The sequence below is a fragment of the Chitinophaga silvisoli genome, assembly GCF_003412465.1.
GTDB classification, from domain to species: Bacteria; Bacteroidota; Bacteroidia; order Chitinophagales; family Chitinophagaceae; genus Chitinophaga; species Chitinophaga silvisoli.
This window is the reverse complement of sequence record NZ_QTJV01000020.1, coordinates 39,769-61,108: the sequence shown is the minus strand read 5'-3', so window position 1 is coordinate 61,108 and position 21,340 is coordinate 39,769. Positions and strand designations below refer to the sequence as shown.

Annotated in this window: 18 protein-coding genes; 12 read left to right on the top strand and 6 right to left on the bottom strand. The window is 47.4% G+C overall.

The genetic code is table 11. The annotated features are described in order from the left end of the window. The first annotated feature begins 82 nt into the window (after window positions 1–82). The 10 genes from DXN04_RS32700 to DXN04_RS32655 all read left to right on the top strand — a co-directional run bounded on the left by DXN04_RS32700 (window position 83) and on the right by DXN04_RS32655 (window position 13,603). Window positions 83–718: a hypothetical protein gene (locus DXN04_RS32700; protein ID WP_116857640.1), complete on the top strand. Its 636-nt coding sequence runs from the start codon at window positions 83–85 to the stop codon at window positions 716–718. Further along, the gene (locus DXN04_RS32695; RefSeq protein ID WP_116857639.1) at window positions 715–1,863 is read left to right on the top strand and encodes an AAA family ATPase; all 1,149 of its coding nucleotides are present in this window, start codon (window positions 715–717) and stop codon (window positions 1,861–1,863) included. Before DXN04_RS32700 ends, DXN04_RS32695 begins: the two co-directional genes overlap by 4 nt. Beyond that, on the top strand, window positions 1,863–2,570 hold the full coding sequence (locus tag DXN04_RS32690; protein WP_116857638.1) for a hypothetical protein: 708 nt from the start codon (window positions 1,863–1,865) through the stop codon (window positions 2,568–2,570). Before DXN04_RS32695 ends, DXN04_RS32690 begins: the two co-directional genes overlap by 1 nt. Continuing rightward, on the top strand, window positions 2,560–4,887 hold the full coding sequence (locus DXN04_RS32685; RefSeq protein WP_116857637.1) for a hypothetical protein: 2,328 nt from the start codon (window positions 2,560–2,562) through the stop codon (window positions 4,885–4,887). Before DXN04_RS32690 ends, DXN04_RS32685 begins: the two co-directional genes overlap by 11 nt. Beyond that, window positions 4,884–7,526 carry a hypothetical protein gene (locus DXN04_RS32680; RefSeq protein ID WP_116857636.1) on the top strand — a complete coding sequence of 881 codons (2,643 nt, stop codon included), beginning with the start codon at window positions 4,884–4,886 and terminating at the stop codon, window positions 7,524–7,526. Before DXN04_RS32685 ends, DXN04_RS32680 begins: the two co-directional genes overlap by 4 nt. Before the next feature lie 84 nt (window positions 7,527–7,610). Then, entirely contained in the window at window positions 7,611–8,237 is a 627-nt protein-coding gene (locus DXN04_RS32675; RefSeq protein ID WP_116857635.1) for a TetR family transcriptional regulator C-terminal domain-containing protein, read from the top strand. Window positions 8,238–8,252: 15 nt separating this feature from the next. After that, the gene (locus DXN04_RS32670; protein WP_116857634.1) at window positions 8,253–9,554 is read left to right on the top strand and encodes an ABC1 kinase family protein; all 1,302 of its coding nucleotides are present in this window, start codon (window positions 8,253–8,255) and stop codon (window positions 9,552–9,554) included. 33 nt (window positions 9,555–9,587) lie between these two features. Next, window positions 9,588–10,259, top strand: coding sequence for a response regulator transcription factor (locus tag DXN04_RS32665; RefSeq protein ID WP_116857633.1), 672 nt, complete (start codon window positions 9,588–9,590; stop codon window positions 10,257–10,259). After that, window positions 10,234–11,538, top strand: a complete 1,305-nt coding sequence (locus tag DXN04_RS32660) for a sensor histidine kinase (RefSeq protein WP_158569278.1) — start codon at window positions 10,234–10,236, stop codon at window positions 11,536–11,538. The genes DXN04_RS32665 and DXN04_RS32660 overlap by 26 nt, the downstream gene beginning before the upstream one ends. A gap of 205 nt (window positions 11,539–11,743) precedes the next feature. Beyond that, the gene (locus DXN04_RS32655) at window positions 11,744–13,603 is read left to right on the top strand and encodes a TonB-dependent receptor plug domain-containing protein (protein ID WP_158569276.1); all 1,860 of its coding nucleotides are present in this window, start codon (window positions 11,744–11,746) and stop codon (window positions 13,601–13,603) included. A 54-nt stretch (window positions 13,604–13,657) separates the two neighbouring features. Here the strand turns inward: DXN04_RS32655 and DXN04_RS32650 are convergent, their stop codons facing one another. From DXN04_RS32650 to sppA, 5 genes are all read right to left on the bottom strand, one after another. After that, complete coding sequence (locus DXN04_RS32650) at window positions 13,658–14,155, bottom strand: DUF2911 domain-containing protein (protein WP_116857630.1); 498 nt, start codon at window positions 14,153–14,155, stop codon at window positions 13,658–13,660. A 130-nt stretch (window positions 14,156–14,285) separates the two neighbouring features. Beyond that, window positions 14,286–14,831 carry an SRPBCC family protein gene (locus tag DXN04_RS32645; protein ID WP_116857629.1) on the bottom strand — a complete coding sequence of 182 codons (546 nt, stop codon included), beginning with the start codon at window positions 14,829–14,831 and terminating at the stop codon, window positions 14,286–14,288. 65 nt (window positions 14,832–14,896) lie between these two features. Further along, entirely contained in the window at window positions 14,897–15,430 is a 534-nt protein-coding gene (locus tag DXN04_RS32640; RefSeq protein ID WP_116857628.1) for an SRPBCC family protein, read from the bottom strand. A 205-nt stretch (window positions 15,431–15,635) separates the two neighbouring features. Beyond that, window positions 15,636–16,739, bottom strand: a complete 1,104-nt coding sequence (locus DXN04_RS32635; protein ID WP_116857627.1) for an ABC transporter permease — start codon at window positions 16,737–16,739, stop codon at window positions 15,636–15,638. Window positions 16,740–16,849: 110 nt separating this feature from the next. Next, window positions 16,850–18,607 carry a signal peptide peptidase SppA gene (gene sppA, locus DXN04_RS32630; protein WP_116857626.1) on the bottom strand — a complete coding sequence of 586 codons (1,758 nt, stop codon included), beginning with the start codon at window positions 18,605–18,607 and terminating at the stop codon, window positions 16,850–16,852. Between the two features lie 71 nt (window positions 18,608–18,678). Here sppA and folK point away from each other — a divergent pair, with 71 nt between their 5' ends. Further along, entirely contained in the window at window positions 18,679–19,179 is a 501-nt protein-coding gene (gene folK, locus DXN04_RS32625) for a 2-amino-4-hydroxy-6-hydroxymethyldihydropteridine diphosphokinase (protein WP_116857625.1), read from the top strand. Next, window positions 19,176–19,799, top strand: coding sequence for a deoxynucleoside kinase (locus tag DXN04_RS32620; protein WP_116857624.1), 624 nt, complete (start codon window positions 19,176–19,178; stop codon window positions 19,797–19,799). Before folK ends, DXN04_RS32620 begins: the two co-directional genes overlap by 4 nt. A 226-nt stretch (window positions 19,800–20,025) precedes the next feature. On the opposite strand, the gene DXN04_RS32615 is transcribed toward DXN04_RS32620, so the two are convergent. After that, window positions 20,026–21,255, bottom strand: a complete 1,230-nt coding sequence (locus DXN04_RS32615; protein ID WP_116857623.1) for a BaiN/RdsA family NAD(P)/FAD-dependent oxidoreductase — start codon at window positions 21,253–21,255, stop codon at window positions 20,026–20,028. Window positions 21,256–21,340: the final 85 nt, after the last annotated feature.

The following is a 21,340-nucleotide window of genomic DNA, read 5'->3' as shown; positions in this document are numbered from 1 at the left end:
ATCCGGCTATCATATTTATTGTAAAGTTGCTATCTCCTTAGTATCTTCATTAAATATTATATGAATAGGGTACAATCTCGAAATGGAACTAACTGAATTCATATCAGGCCTGATCAATGAAGGTAATGTAACCGTAGCTGCCGATCTGCTTTCCTTTGAGGAAGCGGACCTGCGCACAGCTGCTATTCACCTGCAACAATATTATGAAGATGACTGTCGTGAGATGCCGCATACCGCTCCTGCACTGGATATGGAAGCAGCACTCTGGGCAGCGGGCTACCTGTACACCACTGTGCAATTCATATTATTACGCAATCTTGATGCTTCATTACTAGACACACATTTACCTGCATATAAAGGTGAGAGAACCCCTGCAGCCATCTATTCAGCAGACCTGACCCTTCGTTATCTGCCAGATCTTTTTCTGCTGGCCAAAGGTCTTTCTCCTGCGGATCCATTGATCGCCCGGTTTTACCAGACCGCTCATCAATGGCCATTTTCAGCAGCCGCCATTCCTCTAACCGAACAGGTAGACCTGTCTGCCATTAATGAGCATCCATCATTAAGGCAGGCATATACTGACAGGATTATCCAGGCAAGGAACCTGTCTCAATCCCGTCTACCTGAAAACCTGCCATTTGTACAAGCAGCCCTGGGATCATATGCTGCTCAACTCTGGCCTCAGTTCGACACAGTTATTAATGAAATTATATTATGACCTTACCCACAACCCCGCTGGTAGATAAGCTCAACGATGTCCTACAGCACCTGAAAAAGACTTTTGTTGGAAAAGATGACATCATCGACCTGATGGGCATCTGCCTTGCCGGCAGGGAAAACCTCTTTTTATTAGGCCCCCCGGGAACTGCTAAAAGCGCGATGGTGCGTGCCCTTGCCAACTTACTGGAAGGTAAGACCTTCGAATACCTGTTGACCCGCTTCACCGAACCCAATGAGCTGTTTGGCCCTTTTGACATCCGCAAACTGCGGGAAGGCGACCTCGTGACCAACACCGAAGGTATGCTGCCCGAAGCCTCCCTGGTATTCCTGGATGAACTCCTGAATGCCAACAGTGCGATCCTCAACAGCCTGCTGATGGCCCTTAACGAAAAGATCTTCAGGAGAGGAAAGGAAACCAGGGCCCTCCCTGCCCTGCTCTTTATCGGTGCCAGTAACCACCTGCCCGAAGATGAGGCCCTGCAGGCACTCTTTGACCGTTTCCTGCTCAGGGTGCATTGTGACAACGTAGATCCTGCCGACCTGGAAAAGGTATTGCAAGCCGGCTGGAAACTGGAGCAATCCGAGCATGCGACTCCTGCTAAAATCAGTGCTGAAGAAGTAAGGGAACTGCAAAACATAACCACTACGATAGACCTCTCCGGCATCAGGGGGGCCTATATCACTTTGATACAACAACTACGCAATGCAGGCATCCAGATCTCTGACAGGAGAGCGGTGAAGTTGCAACGCCTCATAGCGGCCAGTGCTGTGCTCTGCAAAAGGGAGACGGCTATCCTGTCGGATATGTGGGTACTGCGGTATATCTGGGATACGGAAGAACAGCAGGAACTCATTGCTGCCATTGTAAATGCTGCTCTGGTGACAAACGATGAGCAACAAAGTGCTGCTCACCCGAGAGCCGCTGTCAACAGCAGCCCTGATGCTGATGCCATCTACAGGGAAGTGCAGCAAATGACCACGCAATGGGAAGCTGCAGACACCTCTCCTGCCGAGCGCGCACTGATCAAAGACAGGCTTCGCTACCTCAATGACCGTTGTGAATGGATCAATAACGATACGCAGAAGAACTTTGTTTTAGCACCGATAGATCATTTGTGGGAAAAGATCATGCAGACTAACTGATGACTGAAAGTGTAATTACATTATTGCCGGCCGACATCAAGGTACTGGCGCTGCTGCGTACCAGGGTGGATATTGTGGCTGCCAGGCACCAGGATCTGATCTGGGTAAAAGGGATCGCGGACAATGCTTTCCGCCAGCTGCCCGCATTGAACACCTGGAAGCCCGATGGGGCAAACCGCCTCTTTGCTCCTGGCGCATTGACACCAGCACTGACCTTGCCGGAGCTGGCGTGGCAACCATTGACTGAATTTATCCCCGTAAGTCTGCCGGCATCCGGGTTACCAGCCTTTGCTACCGCCAGGCATGCTGTAAAATTAGCTCCCTGCCCAGGCACAGAAGAAAGCTTCGCCATACTTACGGAGATGCGTACACTGGAAGCCTATATTGCCGCCGCACCACAGGTCAGGTTACGACACCTGCGCTTTGCAGCTTCTGCCAGCGCCCGTGTGCTGGTAGCCGGTGTACCATTGCCTCCCATACCCGGTACTTCGTATACGCTGAAAGACAGGATTCTGATGCCTGCGGGATATGATTTTGATCCCCCGGTAATTAGATCACTGCTGACTGAAAAACTGGAAGCAGCACGGACGCATTTCCTGCTCTTTCATGTAAACGGTGCCTATGAAATGATCCCGGACACATCCTTTGTTCACGTCACCCGCAGCGCCGTAAGACTCACTGCCGAAACCCTGACCCATGTATTATAAACAAACCCTTGAAACTACCGCCTACTTCAAATCGGCCGAAGATTACTTCTGGCGCTGGGCAGATGATGGGGAAGTTATTGAATGGCAGGATGGACAGACACTCTGCTACAGGCCTTCGCTGACGGAGACACTGGCTGAACTGAAAGATCATTTTCCTCCACTGGGTGCCTTATTACTCCTGATGAATGCAGGCAAGAATAATGGTGCCCGGGTGAAGTATATGTTAAATACCGTATTTCAAAAAGTACATCCGGATATTGAAGATAAACAAATCTGGGTGCGGGATGCGCTTTCATTGATGGAACTACTGGGGTCCCTGCCTGACCGTAACTGGATCGGGAATAAGAAAACACACCTGTTACAGACATTGTGTGCATCGGTAGCACCCAGTGTAAGCAGTGAGGTAGCAGGGAATATCATAGATAACTTTAAAAGTGGCAGACTGGATCATACCATTCTGCAACCGGTGCCCCTCAGCAAATTTATAGTTGAGGTAGACCTGCAATACCTGGCGGCTGTTTACAAGGCGATCGGCAGCAGGGAAGAGCTGTTGCTGCAATTGCAGACGGGTGTGAGTGAACTGCCCAAACCATTGCCGGTATTGATTCCGGAGCCTCCGCAATCGGACCTGTTATCAGAACTGGAAAGTGATCCTGCTACAGCAGGTTTTACACGACTTACCCGGCAAATGATTGCAGCCCTGCATATTCCTATGCATGCACATGGTAGCAGTGATCAATTATTTGGCGGTGTGTCCGACATTAGTAACAGGGGCCATTTCGACAGGTTATTACTGAGTGAATTAGCGCATGATGAATTGTCGCTGATGGTGAGACTCGCAAATAATGAAGCGCTTTACTTACGCAGGGAACAGCTGCCTTCCGATTATCAGCCGGAACGTTTTTTACTGGTAGATACCTGTATCAGGATGTGGGGTACGCCCCGTCTCCTGGCCATGGCAGCGGCACTGGCCTGTTCGCTTCAAAATAAGAAAGGAGAAATGCCGGCCTATGCACTGACAGGATATGACTATACACCTTTGCAACTGGGCACCAAAGTGGGTGTAGGCAGTGCACTGGAATTATTATCTCCTGAGCTGAACAGTGCTGCGGGCCTGACTGCTTTTGTAAAAAATGTATTGCAAAAACAGCAGCAGGAGTTTTTCTTAATTACTGATGAACAATTGTTTCATACCGCAGCTTTCCAGGAGGCCTTTGCGGCGATCCGCAAATGCAATGGTTACCTGATACTGGTAAACAGGGAAGGCAAGGTGCAGCTCTTTCATTATAACAAAGGGCACCGGCACCTGCTGAATCATGCCGTGTATGACCTGGAGTCTATATTTACAGCGGGCGATATATTGCCTGCAGCACATAGTTTGCCGGCATTTTTACATCAGCAGGAGGCACCCCTGTATTTTCCATTCAGCTCCATGCAGCTGCATTACTATTACTATAATGCCGGCCAGTTCGGGGGTGTGGCGATTACAGAAGATCAACGTTTACTGTACTGGAAGTCTGTGGCTAACGGGGCGAAGGAAATCAGTAATGATCTGCCCAAAGCCAAACACTATGCATTTGGACATAGTGAACAGGGCACTATTTATGTACTGCTCTATTTCAAAGATGCGCTGTATCTATACTACCTGAATACAAGTATACTGGCCAGCTCGCATCATGTGGTACAGCTGTCGCTGACCGGTACAATCACCTTTATTTATGAAGATAAAAACTTCTTCATTAACGATGACTGGGGCCCTTACAGGCTCCACGTAGATACGCTGGAGATCAAGCCCCTGGAAAAGTATAAAGGTAATAAAGATCCCATGGCCAGGGCTGATCATTTACGGGCATTGAAGAAGATGATCAACTGCGGCTACAATATGTATAAGCAGGTGAAAAGTATCATGGTAAGTCCTTCCGGCAGACTGGCTATTAACCATATGGAACTGCGGCACAATGCGAATAAGTTATCGCTTGAAAGCTGGACTACGGTGAGCAATGTCACGCCGAATCTCACGGGTCATGAGCGCACGATTCCGGGTACGCAGATCCGCATTACCCGGTATGTACTGAACAATTATGTGGAAGCCTGGATGGATTCAAGGGGCCTACTGCACCTCCGCAGCCAGGATCCCAATGTGCGGGAGATTACACTTGTGGTGATCCAAAACAAGCCCACGGCCTGCTGGGCAGCTGATGGTGCATGCTGCGGATTCCAGTATTTTATTGGTGAGAAAAATGCACGGCTTCTGCCCGCGCATACTTTTTATGAATCATACATACAACCTTACATCGATCATCTGAAATTGAAATGATACTGCAGCTTACATATGATCCATCCGTTTGCCACCCGGTACTCGGTGCCTACATCAGGGGGAATACGCCTGCTGAGTGGTTTGCCGAAATACAGCGATGGAATGTGCCCCCCGGATCACTGACCTGTATGCTTCTGCCGGAAAGCAAATCCAGCATGGCTCCTACAGGTATGATGGTTGTATTTCACCCTAAGCATATCCCGCCTGCGGCTACTATCGCACATCCCTATACGATCATCGGCAAGAAACTGCTGATTCCTGTTCATGCTAAGTTATTGCCGGCACTCAGTAGCAGTGAGATGGCTGATCTGCTGGTATGGGAGTGGCAGGTGATGCATCCTCATGCGGGTTTCTTTGGTTTTACGGCAGCAGACCTGGTATCGCTCAGCGACTTACTGGAAGTGCCGGATGCCATTGAGCATTCCTGGGACATGGCACATCCGGGTATGCCGGCGATGGCTCCCTTGCGCATGATCAACGTAAGGCGAAAAGAAGATGAAGCACCGGTGATCGACATCCTGAAAAGTGGTGTGGAGAGCAAGCCACTGCATGAAATACCAATGGAAGAGCCTCCCCTGAAGGGCTGGAAAAAAATAAAGGCGGCGATCCTCAAAGCCTTCATGAAGCTGATGGGCAGGCAGGGGAACAATGAGCGCAACAGTGTATACCAGTGGATGCAGCAGCAGCTGGAGAACCTGCAGGAAAAGAGAGACAAGGAGCTGCAACGCCTGCTCGACATGTTCGACGAGGACCTGCGCGAGGCATTACAATATGCGATTCCCTTAGGTTCTCAGCATGCCAGCAGAGGAGTAGCGCCACCATCATCTTCCCTCTCCAAAAGAAACACGCATTTCAGCCTGGGTGGCCTGGCTGGTGGCGGTGGGCCGGTAGATGCCTGGGATGTAGACAGGTACTATGAACAACTGCACAAAAAATATATGGCTGCAGCCTTGCAGGCAATAGAGAATAAAGATTTTAAACAGGCTGCTTATATCTACGCGCACCTCCTGCAGGATTATTATTTAGCGGCGAAAGCACTGGTACAGGGTGGATTTTTCAGGGAGGCGGCAGCCTTATACCGGGATTACCTGAACAGGCCTTTGCCGGCTGCAGAATGCCTGGTACAGGGAGGTTTACTGCTGGAAGCAATTGAGATTTACAAGGAACTGGATATGTATGAAATGGTGGGGGATTTGTATATCAAACTTGAACAGGCGGACCTGGCTCACAATTACTACAGGAAGAGTGTACAGGCGGCCCAGCAGCGGAATGACCTGATAAAAGCGGCGGTGCTGCTGGAAGAAAAACTGCATGCGCCGGATGAAGCGCTAAGATTATTATACAGGGGATGGAACAGTTATAACAGGGCCGCTGATCACCTGGATCTGTATTTTGATGTGGTGAGCAGGCATACGCCTGAGCAACTGCCTCTGCATATCAGAAAGGTGTACCAGAAAAGTGCCCCGGAACAATTGCCCCTCTTCCTGCAGGTGATGCTCCTTGTGCACAACAAGCATTCTTCCCCGGCGGTGAAACAGGCTGCCACCGATCTCAGCATGCACATCATCAGTGACCAGGTGAAACAGGGAAACACCCAGCACTTGTTGTTACTGAAACAGTTCCTGCCGGAGGATAAGCAATTGCCCGCCGACCTGTTCCGCTACAAGAGCACGGTGGCTACGCAGAGTAAGAAATTGATGAATGGCAGAAGGATCAATTTGCCTACGGGAATTACCTGGGCAGGTATGATGCGGCATAACCTGCAATTGTTCATCATCGGGATTAATGTTCATTCATTTTACCTGCTCAGGATCAGCTCTGAGTTTGAGATAGAGCAGTATGTATGGCCGATGCCCCTGATCCCGATGTTTGAATACATTGTGAGCGGGTTCCCGGAGACGAACAGGCTGATGATCTACCTGAACCCGGAAAATGACCTGGAAGACCAGCCGAAGATCCTGCCGGCAAACACGCATTTTAAGTATGGGATGAGTGTAAGTTTTCCCAATTTCCTGCAGCAGCATGTAGTAGGCTTTGTAGCCAAAATAGCAGGGGCAGTGACACAAATTGCGCTGAATGAAGGGATCCTGGGCATCTGGCATTATACAGGCGATGGGGAGCTGGACAGGCAGTACATCTGTACCCTGGAAGGGAACAGCATTTATTGTGCTGATAAACCATTGCCCACGCCTGTTTACCAGCGGAATGAATGCTATTACTTCCTGCTGGAAACAACGCTGTATTGCGTGGATGATTCCGGTATCACCACCTATTTACACCCTGCACCTCCTATTTACCTGCTGACTGCGGTACCCATGGTCTCTACGATTATGTTTGGGCTGACAAATATGGGGCTTGTATCCATCCAGATCAATAAGCAGCAAATGTCGATAGTGGATGCCCCGGTGCCGGTATCTCACAGGGTAGTGTCTATGGCCTGGATTCCGGGTGGGCATGTGGTAGCTGTGGGGGACCAGCTGGCGAGCATCTTCAAAGTGGATGGTGCATTGCTAAAACTGGAGCATGAAATCAGGCTGGAAGAAGAGCCGGAAGCAGTGATTGAAGGCAGTGTGAGAGGTGAATTTATCTTATTGGGGAAGAGTAAGATGCTGACTGTCATGGACGTAAACAAACTGTAAGATATTAACAATTCATATTGCCATTCTATCGTAAATTTGAGATACCTGCTTTGGAGGCATTTTGGACAATTTAAACCCTGAATCATGGAAAATAAACTCATTCGCGAAGCCTATAAAAATTATTGGCTTGAAAACGGGAAAAAACCAGTTTCTGTATACATATTCTGTCAGCAATTAGGTCTTTCCGAAAGTACTTTTTACGATAGCTATGCATCCTTCGATGCCGTTGAAAAAGACATCTGGTTATCCTTTTTTACAGATACACTCGACAAGCTGAAAGCTGACGATACTTACCAGGGCTATTCTGCCCGCGAAAAGCTCCTCACCTTCTACTTCCTCTGGGTACAGAAGCTGAAAGAAGACAGAAGCTACATTTTGCAGCAAAAAGAACAATTCCACATTCCTGGTTATCATGAAAACAGGCTGGAAAAGTTCAAAGATGCTTTTTACGAGTATGCCAAAGGCCTGATCCAGGAAGGATATCAGTCTGGCGAGGTAAAAGAGAGAAAATTCATTTCCAGTCAATACGTACATGGATTCTGGGTGCAGGCGCTCTTCGTGCTTAACTACTGGATCAAGGATGATTCAGAAAAGTTTGAGCTGACAGACGCTGCGATTGAAAAGGCTGTGAACCTCAGTTTCCAGTTGATCAGCTCGGGCACACTTGACAGTATACTGGACTTCGGCAAATTTATGTTCACCAAGAAGTAGAGGAGATAAAAGGTAATGAAAGAGCAAACTAATATTCCTACGGGAAAAGTGGAAAGAGCGAGTCGGTTTGTAACCACAGGATTGAAAGTTGGAACCAATTACCTGAAACACTATACCAGGAAACTGATTGATCCGAATATCAGCAGGGAAGAGCTCCATGCTGACAATGCGGAAGACATTTACGATACACTCAGCAACCTGAAAGGCAGTGCACTGAAAGTAGCGCAGATGTTGAGTATGGATAAGGGCATGCTGCCCAAAGCCTATACCGATAAGTTTGCCATGTCGCAATACAGCGCTCCTCCCCTTTCCGGTCCGCTGGTGATCAATACCTTCGTCAAGACCCTGGGCAAAACGCCAGCAGAACTGTACGATACCTTCGATGTAAAGGCAGCGAATGCCGCCAGCATCGGGCAGGTACATAAAGCTACCAAATGGGGCAAAGAACTGGCTATAAAAATCCAGTACCCGGGGGTAGCCAGCAGTGTGAAGTCTGACCTCCGCATTGTGAAGCCCTTTGCCATGCGCATTGTGGGCATGAACGAGGTGGATATGGACAAGTACTTTGAGGAGATTGAAAGCAAGCTGCTGGAAGAAACGGATTATAAACTGGAACTGCAGCGCTCAGTGGAAGTATCGACCCTGTGCGCGCACATTCCTAACCTGGTATTTCCGCAGTATTACCCGGAGCTCTCGAGCGGGAAGATCATCACTATGGACTGGCTGAAGGGCTATCACCTGAAGGAGTTTTTGCTCAAAAACCCATCCCAGGAGGCCAGGAATAAGATTGGACAGGCGCTGTGGGACTTCTACCAGTTCCAGGTACATCAACTGAAAAAGGTGCATGCAGATCCGCATCCGGGCAACTTCCTCATGCGGGAAGACGGTACGATCGGCATCTTCGACTTTGGTTGTATCAAGGAAATACCGGAAGATTTTTATGTCAATTACTTCCTGCTGACGGATAAAGAAGTGTTGAAAGACGATGTGCGCAGGAAGCAAATTTATACCAGCCTGGAAATGATTCATCCCTCGGACTCGGACAAGGAGATTGCCTTTTTCTCCACCCTGTTCCAGAAGATGATTGATATGCTCACGCTGCCGTTTACATTGCCTGAATTTGATTTTGGGGATGAACGTTATTTCCAGGAGATTTACGCTTACATGGATTATGTAGCCAATCTGAAAGAAGTGAAAGAATCGAAAGTGGCGCGAGGGTCCAGGCACAGCCTGTATGTGAACAGAACCTACTTCGGCTTGTATTCTATTCTAAGCGATCTCAAAGCGAATATTAAAACGGGGCTTCCTGCACTATAAGCAGGGCCCCATTTTTTTTTGTATCTTTTAGGTATGAACATTCTTATCATCGAAGACGAGCAGGCACTACAGGAATCAATAGCACAATACCTCGGCAAACAGGGCTACATCTGTGAAGTAGCAGTCAACTTCCGGGAAGGCATTCAGAAGATCAACGATGCAGAATACGAATGTATAATTGCCGATATCGGCCTACCTTATGGCAGCGGACTGGATATCGTGAAGGAACTGAAACAGATCCGCTCCGATGCCGGCATCATCATCATCTCCGCCAAAGACTCCCTGGAGGATAAACTTAATGGTCTGGGCCTGGGTGCCGATGACTATCTCACCAAACCTTTTCATTTATCAGAACTGAGTGCACGGGTCAATGCCCTGCTACGCCGCAAGCATTTTGGCGGTAATACCAGTATTATTTTCCAGGATATACAGGTGATTCCTGCTTCCAAATCAGTGCTGGTACACCAGAAACCAGTAGAATTGACGGCCAAGGAATACCAGTTGCTCGTATACTTTATCGCCAATCAAAACCGTGTCATTACCAAATCGGCCCTTGCTTCTCACCTCTGGGGCGATGAATATGACATGGCAGGTTCCTACGATTTCATATATTCACATATCAAAAACCTGCGTCGTAAATTGATGGATGCCGGTGCACCTGATTATATCAAAACGGTGTATGGCACGGGTTACAGGTTCGAATAATATGAAACTCCTCACTAAAAATACTATCTGGTTCTTATTGATCATGCTGCCATTGCTGGCGGCTGGCGGTATTTATCTCTATCACCAGTTTGACAAGGAACTGAAAAAAGAGATGGATGAAGAACTCGTGAATGACCAGATTCAATGGCTGATTTATTTTAATTCTATTCCTGATAGTAGTCCGGTGTTCCGGATCACAACACCGGAATTTAGTATTCATCCTGCACAGGGACCTGCGGATGCACAACCATTCCTGAAAACGATTATGCAATACCAGGAGGTAGAGCATAAGGAAGTGCCATACCGGCAACTGGAGCAGGTGATCCGGATCAGAGAGCGGTTTTATACCCTGACGATCCGGAAATCGCTGATTGAAAAAGACGACCTGATTAAGAATATTGCGCTGGTCATGGCATTGGCTTTTATCGGGCTCCTCCTGTTTACCATATTGGTGAACAGGCTGATTAGCCGTAGCATCTGGCGGCCATTCTACCAGTCACTGGACAAGATGGAAAAGTTGCAGCTGGAGCAGATGCATCACCTTTCTTTCCCGGATACTTCTGTTACAGAATTCAACAGGTTGAACGAAGTGTTGTTAAATGCCACTACGCGGATTTACCATGATTTTGTGATTATGAAAGAACTGACGGAAGATGCGGCACATGAAATGCAAACCCCGCTGGCCATTGCACAAAACAGGCTGGAACTGTTACTCCAGGATGAAGCATTACAGCCTGCACAACTGAGATCTATCGCACAAACGCATGAAGCCCTGCAACGGTTGTCGCACCTGAATCATAGTCTGCTGTTCATGGCCAAGATTGGCAATAAACAGTTCGTGCCGGCAGGCAATATCAGTATCAAAGCAGTGCTGCAAAAGCATCTTCGTTTATTTGAAGAACTGATCAGGGATAAGGATCTGCTGGTGAGTACTGATTTCAGCGGGGATCTCTCTTTATTATTACATCCAATACTGGCCGATACACTGATCAGCAATTTGCTGGGCAATGCGATTAAATATAATTATCCCAAAGGTACCATTACCATACAACTGACAGACCAACTGTTCAGCATTTGCAATACGAGTGAATATCCTCCTATTCCTGCAACACAGTTGTTCCAGCGGTTCAAGAAGAATGCCTCCAACCTGGAAAACAGTAATGGATTAGGACTGGCGATTGTGAAGAAGATTACTGATACGAATCACCTGAAGATCTATTACATTCATAAGGAGAAGGAGCATCATTTCATTATCCGGCCGGACAGGCATCATCATTAAACCAGGCATCGTCGTTAAAACAGGTATCGTAGTTAAAACAGGTATCGTAGTTAAAACAAACATCGTAGTTAAAATAGGCCCCGTCGTTAAATTTATCCAACCGGTCGTTTTGTTATTTGCATTCTTCGTTCGTGTTGTTGTTTGAATGCTACCCATTCCCTCCTTTATCCAGATTTTCCCCAGCATTGGTATTTTTCTTTGTTTCATGAAGTTTTCATGGTTGATCATATTGTTGGCCCCCCTCGGCCTCCTGGCACAGGATACCAGTAAGGTGGTGCAGATTCATGAGGTGGTGATTAGTTCTACACGTACTAACAGCCGCATCGAAGACCTGCCTATGAAAGTGGAGGTATTAGGCCCTGAAGACATGCAGGAAGAAGGCGGCATTAAGCCCGGGAATGTAGCAGGATTGCTGGGTGATCTTTCCGTCATTCATATTCAAAATACATCGGCCATCAGTGGTAATAATGCCATCCGCATGCAGGGACTGGATGGAAAATATACCCAGCTCTTAAGGGATGGCCTTCCCCTGTACGAAGGGTTAAGCGGCAATTTTGGCGTACTGGCCATCCCCCCGCTGGATTTGAAACAGATTGAGATCATCAAAGGCTCGGTATCTACTTTGTATGGAGGAGGAGCGATTGCGGGGATGATTAATTTCATTTCAAAGACACCGGGGGAGCAACCTGACCTGGATCTGTTGCTGAACAGGAGTACCCTGAAGGAGAATAATGCGAATATTTATTATTCACAGAAATTCAGGCAGACAGGTTTTACGTTCTTTGGCGGTGTCACTCACCAGAATGCGACGGATGTGAATAAAGACGGATTTAGTGATGTGCCGCAGCTGAGACAATACCTGGTGCATCCGAAGTTCTTCTGGTACCTGAACCCATCTACAACATTCACAGCCGGCTACCAGGGCACTTTTGAACAACGCAGGGGTGGTGGCACATTTTATACGGAAAAAAATAACAGTGAGCGCAATAGCTTAGACCTACAACTGACACACAAGGCATTGACGATTAAGAGCAATGCCAGCCTCTATCATCTGCTGCATACGGAAGGGGATTTCCTCTTACAGGGCAGGCAACTGAATAGTTATACAGAAGCGAGTTATAAATGGCATGGTGCAGTGCTGGGTATGAACAATACCAGTGAATCGTATACGAGGGATCACCAGGACAGCAGCCGCATTGCTAACTACGCGTATAATACTGTCGGTTTCTTTGCACAGGATGGAATTCAACTTACGAAGCAGCTGATGCTGGAAGGCGGATTGCGGGCAGATCATCACAATGTATATGGCTGGTTCCTGTTGCCAAGGCTGGCGATGGTATATAAACCGATCACTGACCTGTCTATTCGGTTAAGTGCAGGTACGGGGTATAAGACGGCCGCTATTTTTACAACACAGACACAATTGCTGGGTTATAAGATGCTGGCTGCACTGCCGGAGGGATTGAAGGCTGAGCGGAGCAAGGGGCTGAACTTTGATGCAAATTATCATACTACGATTGGCGAACTGGATCTCACGTTGAACCAGGCATTCTATTATACTTATGTGAAAAACCCGATCCTGCCTGTGCTCACAAGTGATAATCTTTATGAGTTGCAAACGCAGGCTGGGCCTATGCGGAGTGCGGGTACGGATACTTATGTGAGGATGGAGCTGGATGATGTGGAATTGTACCTGGGTTATAATCATACGATTGCAAAAACGGATCATGTGTATGTGCCATTTGCACCACAGGATAAATTTGCCGCAACACTGGCTTACGAAATAGAGCGTAAATGGCGGATGGGTGTGGAGAGTGCCTGGAATGGTCACCAGTATTTGTATAATAATGAGAAGGCACCGAACTACTGGTTCTGGGCAGCAATGGTATCAAGGCAAATAGGTGATCATGTAACGCTGGTATTGAATGGAGAGAATATATTTGATGTAAGACAAGGTAAGCATACACCATTATATACGGGATCCCTGAGTGATCCTTCTTTTGTGCCGCTGTGGGGGCCTGTGGATGGCAGGCAGGTGAATGTATCTGTTAAATGGAGCCTATAAAAATAAAAGGCCGTCTCAATTGAGGCGGCCTTTTACAATAAAATACATTGCTCATTACTTCACTGGTACTTCCACATGGGTTTCATCCCATTCTACTACCAGTTTACCTGCGGGTAAAGTGATTGTCAGTTTTTCAACCGGTGCTTTTGTTTTTGTAACCGGTGCTTTTGCTTCCAGTACATTGTTTACTTTGATAGAATCATACTTGTAAGCACCCCATTGTTTCAGGTCGCTGTTCAGGATGAATGTCCACTCAGATTGAGCAGGGATAGCGAACAGGGTATAAGTACCTGCTTTTACGGCTTTACCGCCGAAGCTACCATCTTTAGCAAAAGTGATTTCAGTTGCTTCGTTAGCACCCAGGCGCCATACTTTATCGTAAGGAACCAGTTCGCCAAAGATCACCCTGCCTTTCTTGGAAGGTTGACCATAAGCAACTTTAACATTTTTTCCTTCAGCAGTTACACGAGGGCTTGCCGGCTTTTTTTCCTGAGCAGATACCAGGCTGCCTGTAGAGGCCAGCAATGCAATGATTAAGAGGAATTGTTTCATAAAGAATAGAAAATTTATGGAAAATTACTGCATTAAGGGGGAGCGGTCGTTACCGTTTGTGTATTTTATATTAAACTTAAAGCCCTCTTCGGCGTTGGGCAGAAGAGGGCTTTATTATCTTTTTAAACAGTTATTTCTCGTTTTCGCAGATGGTTTTCAGTTGGGTCAGGCCTGCTTCCAGCTGTGGGCCTGAAAGTCTGTCTGCCAGGAAACCACGCAATTTCCACCAGGGCCAGTATCCCAGATGGGTTTCCAGTCGCCACATGATAGCAGTTGCTTTGCCATCGGCTGCCGGCTTGATCTCAAAGAATGCCTCAACAGGGCGCATCGCATTGAATGTCATCTTGTACCTGATGCCTTTGTCAGGGTGGCTGTCTTCGATACTTACTTTCCCGGTTATACGATCTTCGTGTTGTACACCACTGAAGGTGAAGTAAGCGCCCGTTCCTGTGGCAGGGTTGGAGAATTGTTTCTGCTGTGCAGTTTCATCAGCAGCCCAGGGATTCCAGGCAGGCCATTTACTCAGGTCATTTAACTGTGCATATACTGTAGACATGGGGGCATCTATGACACCAGAACGTTCTACAATTGCTTTGGAAGGAAATAATAGAGATATAAGGAAAAGCAGCACGCCGAAAATGACGGCACTAATCACGGCTAGTTTAATTAATCGCATATGAACAAGTCCAGACTGTTTAAGGTTGCAAATCTCGTTCTATTTTGGGAAAGGAGAAAGGGGAATTATCGTGCCTTTAATACTGCTTCAAGATTTGCCATACCTTTTTCAAAATCCCGGCCTACCCATTTATCCATCAGCAGGCCCATGAACTTTTTGAAGGGGTTATGCCCCAGCTCCGCTGTCATGGTCCAGGTGAGGGTTGTACCGCCGGGGGCTGGTTCCAGTTTAAAGGTGGCTTTGGCGAGCCTTTGCTCCATGAAGTGCATATCAGTGGCAATGAACTCATCCGGCCGGGAATGGGTGATCATCATGGCTCCCTTGCCGATCTGCCTGTTTTCGCTTTCCCAGCTATAGGCGGCCCCTTCCCCACTTTCGGTGTCGGTGTACAGGAGTTTCATATGAGGGTCTATCTGGTGCCAGGGAGACCAGTTTTCCCAGTTACGGACTGTATTGATCTGTTGGAATACGGCAGCCGGAGTGGCGGGTATAACTCTGACACGCACAACCTTCACTGTAGCCGGTAAAAACAGGCTAGCTATGAAACACCCAGGGATGATCACTGCCAAAGCGCCCAGGAGGATAAAAAAGGCTTGCATACCTAAAAGTTAGGAAAAAAACGGGACTATTCCCAGGCTATCATTTCGGGGGAATGTGGTAGTCTGGATTTAATCAAGCCGGTTGCAGGCATCTGCCGGTTTTTTGAGGCAGTGAAGCAGTTTGGATTTCATTAAGCCGGTTGCAGGCCCATGCGATTTTTGAGGGCCGAAATTTCAAATCTTAGTACTGAAGGAGAAATTATGATTACTCCCACCTGAAAACCCTCACGGCCACCGCGTAAATCACCACACCCCAAAGTGCAATTACTCCCAGTTCAAGCCCCAGGTTCCACAAATGCAGCCCTTCAAAAGCCACTTTGCGGAAAGCATCATTCAGGTAGGTCAGCGGCATTATACGACAAATGTATTGTAGCCAGGTAGGAAATACATCTACAGAAACGAAGGTACCCGCCAGCAGGAACTGTGGCAGGGTAATGATATTGGCAAAAAGAGGAATCGTGCTCTCACTATTGGCGAGTCCGCTCACTACAAAGCCAAAGCCCATGAACACCACTACTCCCAGTGCGGTCAGGATCAGCATTTCAAAGAAGGTGCTCCACCCGTTTACCAGGGTGAAACCAAAGAAGAAATAACCAATTGCAATGATCAGGATAGCGCCGGAGATCTGGAATACCAGGCGGGCCAGTGATTCACCCAATACAATATGTAAGCGCCGGATAGGCGTAGCGAAGAATCGTTTTAATACCAGCGTCTGCCTCAAACCATAAAACAGGAAGGCGGTGCTGAATACCGCAGCACTGAGCAGGGAAAAGCTCAATAAGCCCGGCAGAATAAAATCTATTGTAGTATAACGACGACCCGGCAGGGTAATGAGGGGTTCCAGCTTTGCAACTGATGCATGGCTATAATATTTTGCATCTGCATTCCGGATCACACCGTTCAGGATTGCATTGAAAACGCCGATTTTCTCAACAGCAGCGGTGGAAGTATATACCTGCACTGCGTTGGAAGGAATATTGTCTACGGCCGGTAATTCCTTTATTTTCAGGATAGCGGTAATGTGTCCCTTTTTCAACTCGGACTGCAGTTCTGCATTCGTCTTGTCTGTCACCAGCTTCAGGCTTTTCTCCTTCAGTAATTGCTGGTACAGGTAGCTGTGGGTATCGGTGGCACTGTCTACACCTACTTTTACAGATACGGTACTATCCCCGATAAAGCCAAAACAAAGTAAAATCACTAATGGAAAACCCAGGCTGAACACTACAGCAGAAGGACTTCTCAAAATTGCTTTCAAACTTGCTTTTGCCATGGCCAGCAACGCTGTCCATTGACTGTATTTCACCGCCATACGCCTATTTAGTTGCTAAAAAATCGCGTAAAACTACTATTGTTTTACCTAAGTTGTATAAAAAAACCTGCCACAGCGGGCAGGTTTTAATGATATTTTAAGTGTACATCTTACCTGATCTCAATGTCAAAGGGGATCCTGGCCTGAATCTGGCCATTCATTTCTTTGATTCTCTTCACCTGTTCGTAGAGTGCATAGTTTTCACCCAGTTCTTTTTTCACCATGCTGGATTGCATATCGCCACCCAGACTTCTTACTACCTTCTCCAGGCCACCTTGTGGTTCAGGATATTCCTTTACCTTGAAGGAACCGGCATGGACCATCTTAGCAGCACAGGCAATGGCGTCCTGGATACCGCCGATACGGTCTACCAGTCCTAATTCCTTTGCCTGTACACCGCTCCATACACGGCCTTGTGCAATGCTGTCTACTACAGCTCCGCTCAGTTTACGGCCATTTACCACCCTGGTTTTAAATACGGAATAAGTGGTATCCACACCATTCTGGATGAAACGCTTTTCAGCATCGGTCATTGGGCGGCTGGCGGTACCGAGGTCTGCATACTGTGCGGTCTTCACACCGTCGAACGTTACACCCAGTTTGTTTTTAAAGAAGCTGCCCAGGTTTGGAATTACGGCAAATACGCCGATGGAACCGGTGAGTGTATTAGGCTCTGCAAAGATGGAATCGGCCATGCAGGAGATGTAATAACCTCCTGAAGCGGCATAATCGCCCATGGATACGATCACTGGTTTATCTTTCTTAGCCAGGGTCAGCTCACGCCAGATGCTTTCCGAAGCGAGGGCACTACCTCCAGGGGAATTCACCCTGAATACGATGGCTTTGATATCCTTGTCCTGGCGGGCTTCTCTGATCAGTTTGATATAACGATCGCTACTGATTACCGATTCTTTCTCACTCTCGCCTCCTACAATATTACCCTGTGCATAGATCAGGGCAATCTTTGCATCGTTGTCCCTGAAACGGTGCTCATTGGCACTCTGGTAATTGCTGAGTGTCACGAAGTTTACCTTGTCTGTACCGCTGAGGCTCAGGCGTGTTTTGATTTCGTCCATTACCTGGTCATCGTAGCGCAGACCATCTACCAGTTTCAGGCGGGCGGCATCGTCCGCACTCTGGATAGCGCCATCGTTGGCATATTGGTGTAAGGTAGCGGTATCGATTTTGCGGCTCTGGCCTATGTTGTACAGGAAGTTGCTATACAGTTCACCGAGGTAAGCATTGGTCTGGATGCGGTTGGCAGGTGTCATTTCCGTTTCACGCAGGGGTTCGGTTGCGCTCTTAAAACGGCCGTCGTAAAAGATCTGCGGCTGGATTTCCAGCTTTTCAAGCAGTCCTTTCAGGAAGGTCACCTGGGAATAGAAACCGTTGAAGTCAAGGCCACCTTTGGGATGGAGGTATACTTTATTAGCGACAGAGGCCACGAAGTAGCTCTGCTGACTCATGTTTTCGCCGTAAGCATAGATCCACTTACCAGCGGCTTTGAAACGGGCGAGTGCATTTCTGAATTCCTGATTGGTAGCAAAGCCGTTGGCATTGCCTTCCGTTTTCAGGTAAATACCTTTGATATTGTCATCCTGGGCTGCATTGTCTATCAGCCTGATCACATCGAACAATCCGGGGGTGCCGCCGTCTCCTTTCCTGGTGAGCATGCTGAGGGGGTTGACTACTTTCTGTTCACTGAACTCCTGGGAGGTTTCGAGCACCAGTACGCCATTAGGAGAGATGACTACTTTATCGGCCGACAAAGTGCTTCCGATAAGTCCCAGCAAAATGATGATTCCCAAAGCACCAACGACAATCAGTGCGAGTAAGGTGGCGAAAAAGATCTTAAAGAAACTACGCATATTTTGAGATTAAGGAAAACTGCTTTTTCCAAAAATAAAGATTATGTCTACTTTTGGGCCGTTGAAGATACATGAATAAAGCAATATTACTTATAGGTGGTAATCTGGGCAATCGTACAGAGAACCTGCAACAGGCTGTGATGCAAATAGATAAGCGGGCGGGCAAGGTTGAAAAAAAGTCGGGATTGTATGAAACCGCTGCGTGGGGGCATGTTCAACAGCCTGATTACCTGAATCAGGCTTTGCAGATTTCTACTGCCCTGGAAGCTGAGGAGCTGCTGGAGACCGTCCTGGATATAGAACGGCAGTTGGGAAGGGTACGCCAACAGAAATGGGGAGCCCGTGTGATAGATATAGATATCATCTTTTTTAATGATGCGGTGATTGATTTACCGAACCTGAAAGTGCCACATCCGCAGATGGCGAACAGGCAGTTTGTACTGGTGCCGCTGGCAGAAATTTCTCCCGATTGGATTCATCCGGTTTTACATAAGGATGTCAGCGCCCTGCTGGCAGCATGCCCGGATACATTACCCGCCCATAAATATCAGTTACAGGAGCAAGGCAGATGAACTATAAATACATTACAATTGAAGGAAATATAGGTGCTGGTAAGACAACGCTGGCGACCAGACTGGCGAAGCATTTTGGTGCGCAACTGATACTGGAAGAGTTTGCGGATAATCCCTTTTTGCCTAAATTTTACGAGAAGCCGCAGCAGTATGCTTTCCCGTTGGAGCTGTTCTTTATGGCGGAGCGGTATAAGCAACTGAAAGAGATGTTGCAGACACAGGATATGTTTAACAACTTTTTTATATCGGATTACCTGTTTATAAAAAGCCTGTTGTTTGCAAAAGTGACATTGAAAGATGAGGAGTATAATTTGTACCAGAAACTGTTTGATATTATTAATCCGCAGTTATTGCAGCCGGAATTACTGATCTTTTTGAATGCACCGATTACGAGGTTGCAGCAGAATATCAGGGACAGGAACAGGTCTTATGAGCAGTCGATTCCGGATAGTTACCTGGGGAACCTGCAGGATGTGTATATGCAGTATATAAAACAGCATCCGGTGAAGACGCTGATGGTGGATACGACAAAGGTGGATTTCATGAAGAATCCGGGAGATTTTGACAGGTTGCTGAAAGCATTGGAAGAAGATTATCCGCCGGGAATCAATTATTTTTAATAATTAATAATAGAAAACGCTTTTGCCTGAGGCAAAAGCGTTTTTGTTTGAGGGAGCACCCATAAATTTTCTCTATTTGATAATAAATAATATTGCTTTGCCCTATAGATCATCGGCTGTTACTTTTGCACCATCACAAAACGAAACAAAAGATTATGAAGCGGTGTATGTACGCTTAAGATTTGATGATTAATTTAGTTTAGTATTTCAGGGGCTGATTTTCCAGTCAGCCCATTTTATCAGCAATACTTTGTGCAGCAATGTAGCCACTACTCCAGGCATGCTGGAAATTGAATCCACCGGTGATACCGTCTACATCCATCACTTCCCCACCAAAATACAGTTGCGGGCATAACTTACTTTCCATTGTATTCGGATCGATTTCAGATAATTTGATACCGCCGCAGGTCACGAATTCCTCTTTGAAGGTCGTCTTGCCTTTCACGGGGCATTCCATGGCTACCAATTGTTTGATAAGTTTATTCTGTTCTTTCGAAGGCAGATCTGCCCAGCGGGCCTCTTCGGCCACACCGGATTGTTCCAGCATAAATTGCCATAAGCGCTGTGGCAAACCAAAGGGATTTTTATTGTAGATCTTTTGTGCGCCGAGATCGAAACGGCGACTTTGTAAATCTTCGCGCAGGCTGTTTTCATTGTGATCCGGCAGCCAGTTCACAATCGCTGTAAACTGGTATTGCAGTGCTGCCAGTTCCCTTGCTCCCCAGGCAGAGGTGCGCAGAATAGCGGGACCACTTAATCCCCAGTGGGTAATGAGAACGGGGCCCTGTTCCTGTAGTTTGGTGCCTGCAATCTTTACGGCGGCCACGGAGCTGACACCCATGAGGGAGATAATGGGATTGCCCGGCATGTTGAAAGTAAAAAGCGATGGCAGCGGTGGCACGATCTCATGGCCGGTAGCCTGCAGCCATCCAAATTTATCGGCTTGCGGATAACCACCGGCGGCCACGAATACAAATTTCGTTTCGATCGGCGGCTCGTCCTGCAGCAGTACTTTCCAGCCATCTGCCGTCTTTTCCAGCCCGCTTACTGCAGTATTGGTCCTGATCTGCACCCGGTGTTTATCTGCTTCCCTGAGCAGGCAATCGATGATGGTCTGGGAGCTATCCGTGACAGGAAACATACGCCCATCGGGTTCAGCTTTGAGAGCCACGCCTCTTTCCCTGAACCACTGAATGGTGTCGGGCACGAAAAAATGCCCGAAAGATTTCTTTACGAAATGCTGTCCCCGTGGATAACGCTTTGACATATATAATATATCGGGGGCATTATGTGTCACATTGCACCTTCCGCCACCTGAAACTTTTACTTTTGAAAGCAGCTTGCTACTTTTCTCTAACAGGATGACTTCCAGTGATTTGGCCATCCTGGCGGCATTTACTGCACAGAAGAATCCTGCTGCCCCACCCCCGATTACTACTAATCTATTGTCTTTCATTTAATTATACCTGATCGTTAAACTGATATTTTCTTAACCGTTTTCGGCCTGCAATATCCTAAGAAAGTTTATAACAATTTAGTTT

What these genes read in the sequence shown, in the direction of transcription:
- DXN04_RS32700 (WP_116857640.1), top strand. Translation starts at nt 83, where the DNA reads ATGGAACTAACTGAATTCATATCAGGCCTGATCAATGAAGGTAATGTA.
- DXN04_RS32695 (WP_116857639.1), top strand. Translation starts at nt 715, where the DNA reads ATGACCTTACCCACAACCCCGCTGGTAGATAAGCTCAACGATGTCCTA.
- DXN04_RS32690 (WP_116857638.1), top strand. Translation starts at nt 1,863, where the DNA reads ATGACTGAAAGTGTAATTACATTATTGCCGGCCGACATCAAGGTACTG.
- DXN04_RS32685 (WP_116857637.1), top strand. Translation starts at nt 2,560, where the DNA reads ATGTATTATAAACAAACCCTTGAAACTACCGCCTACTTCAAATCGGCC.
- DXN04_RS32680 (WP_116857636.1), top strand. Translation starts at nt 4,884, where the DNA reads ATGATACTGCAGCTTACATATGATCCATCCGTTTGCCACCCGGTACTC.
- DXN04_RS32675 (WP_116857635.1), top strand. Translation starts at nt 7,611, where the DNA reads ATGGAAAATAAACTCATTCGCGAAGCCTATAAAAATTATTGGCTTGAA.
- DXN04_RS32670 (WP_116857634.1), top strand. Translation starts at nt 8,253, where the DNA reads ATGAAAGAGCAAACTAATATTCCTACGGGAAAAGTGGAAAGAGCGAGT.
- DXN04_RS32665 (WP_116857633.1), top strand. Translation starts at nt 9,588, where the DNA reads ATGAACATTCTTATCATCGAAGACGAGCAGGCACTACAGGAATCAATA.
- DXN04_RS32660 (WP_158569278.1), top strand. Translation starts at nt 10,234, where the DNA reads ATGGCACGGGTTACAGGTTCGAATAATATGAAACTCCTCACTAAAAAT.
- DXN04_RS32655 (WP_158569276.1), top strand. Translation starts at nt 11,744, where the DNA reads ATGAAGTTTTCATGGTTGATCATATTGTTGGCCCCCCTCGGCCTCCTG.
- DXN04_RS32650 (WP_116857630.1), bottom strand. Translation starts at nt 14,155, where the DNA reads ATGAAACAATTCCTCTTAATCATTGCATTGCTGGCCTCTACAGGCAGC.
- DXN04_RS32645 (WP_116857629.1), bottom strand. Translation starts at nt 14,831, where the DNA reads ATGCGATTAATTAAACTAGCCGTGATTAGTGCCGTCATTTTCGGCGTG.
- DXN04_RS32640 (WP_116857628.1), bottom strand. Translation starts at nt 15,430, where the DNA reads ATGCAAGCCTTTTTTATCCTCCTGGGCGCTTTGGCAGTGATCATCCCT.
- DXN04_RS32635 (WP_116857627.1), bottom strand. Translation starts at nt 16,739, where the DNA reads ATGGCGGTGAAATACAGTCAATGGACAGCGTTGCTGGCCATGGCAAAA.
- sppA (WP_116857626.1), bottom strand. Translation starts at nt 18,607, where the DNA reads ATGCGTAGTTTCTTTAAGATCTTTTTCGCCACCTTACTCGCACTGATT.
- folK (WP_116857625.1), top strand. Translation starts at nt 18,679, where the DNA reads ATGAATAAAGCAATATTACTTATAGGTGGTAATCTGGGCAATCGTACA.
- DXN04_RS32620 (WP_116857624.1), top strand. Translation starts at nt 19,176, where the DNA reads ATGAACTATAAATACATTACAATTGAAGGAAATATAGGTGCTGGTAAG.
- DXN04_RS32615 (WP_116857623.1), bottom strand. Translation starts at nt 21,255, where the DNA reads ATGAAAGACAATAGATTAGTAGTAATCGGGGGTGGGGCAGCAGGATTC.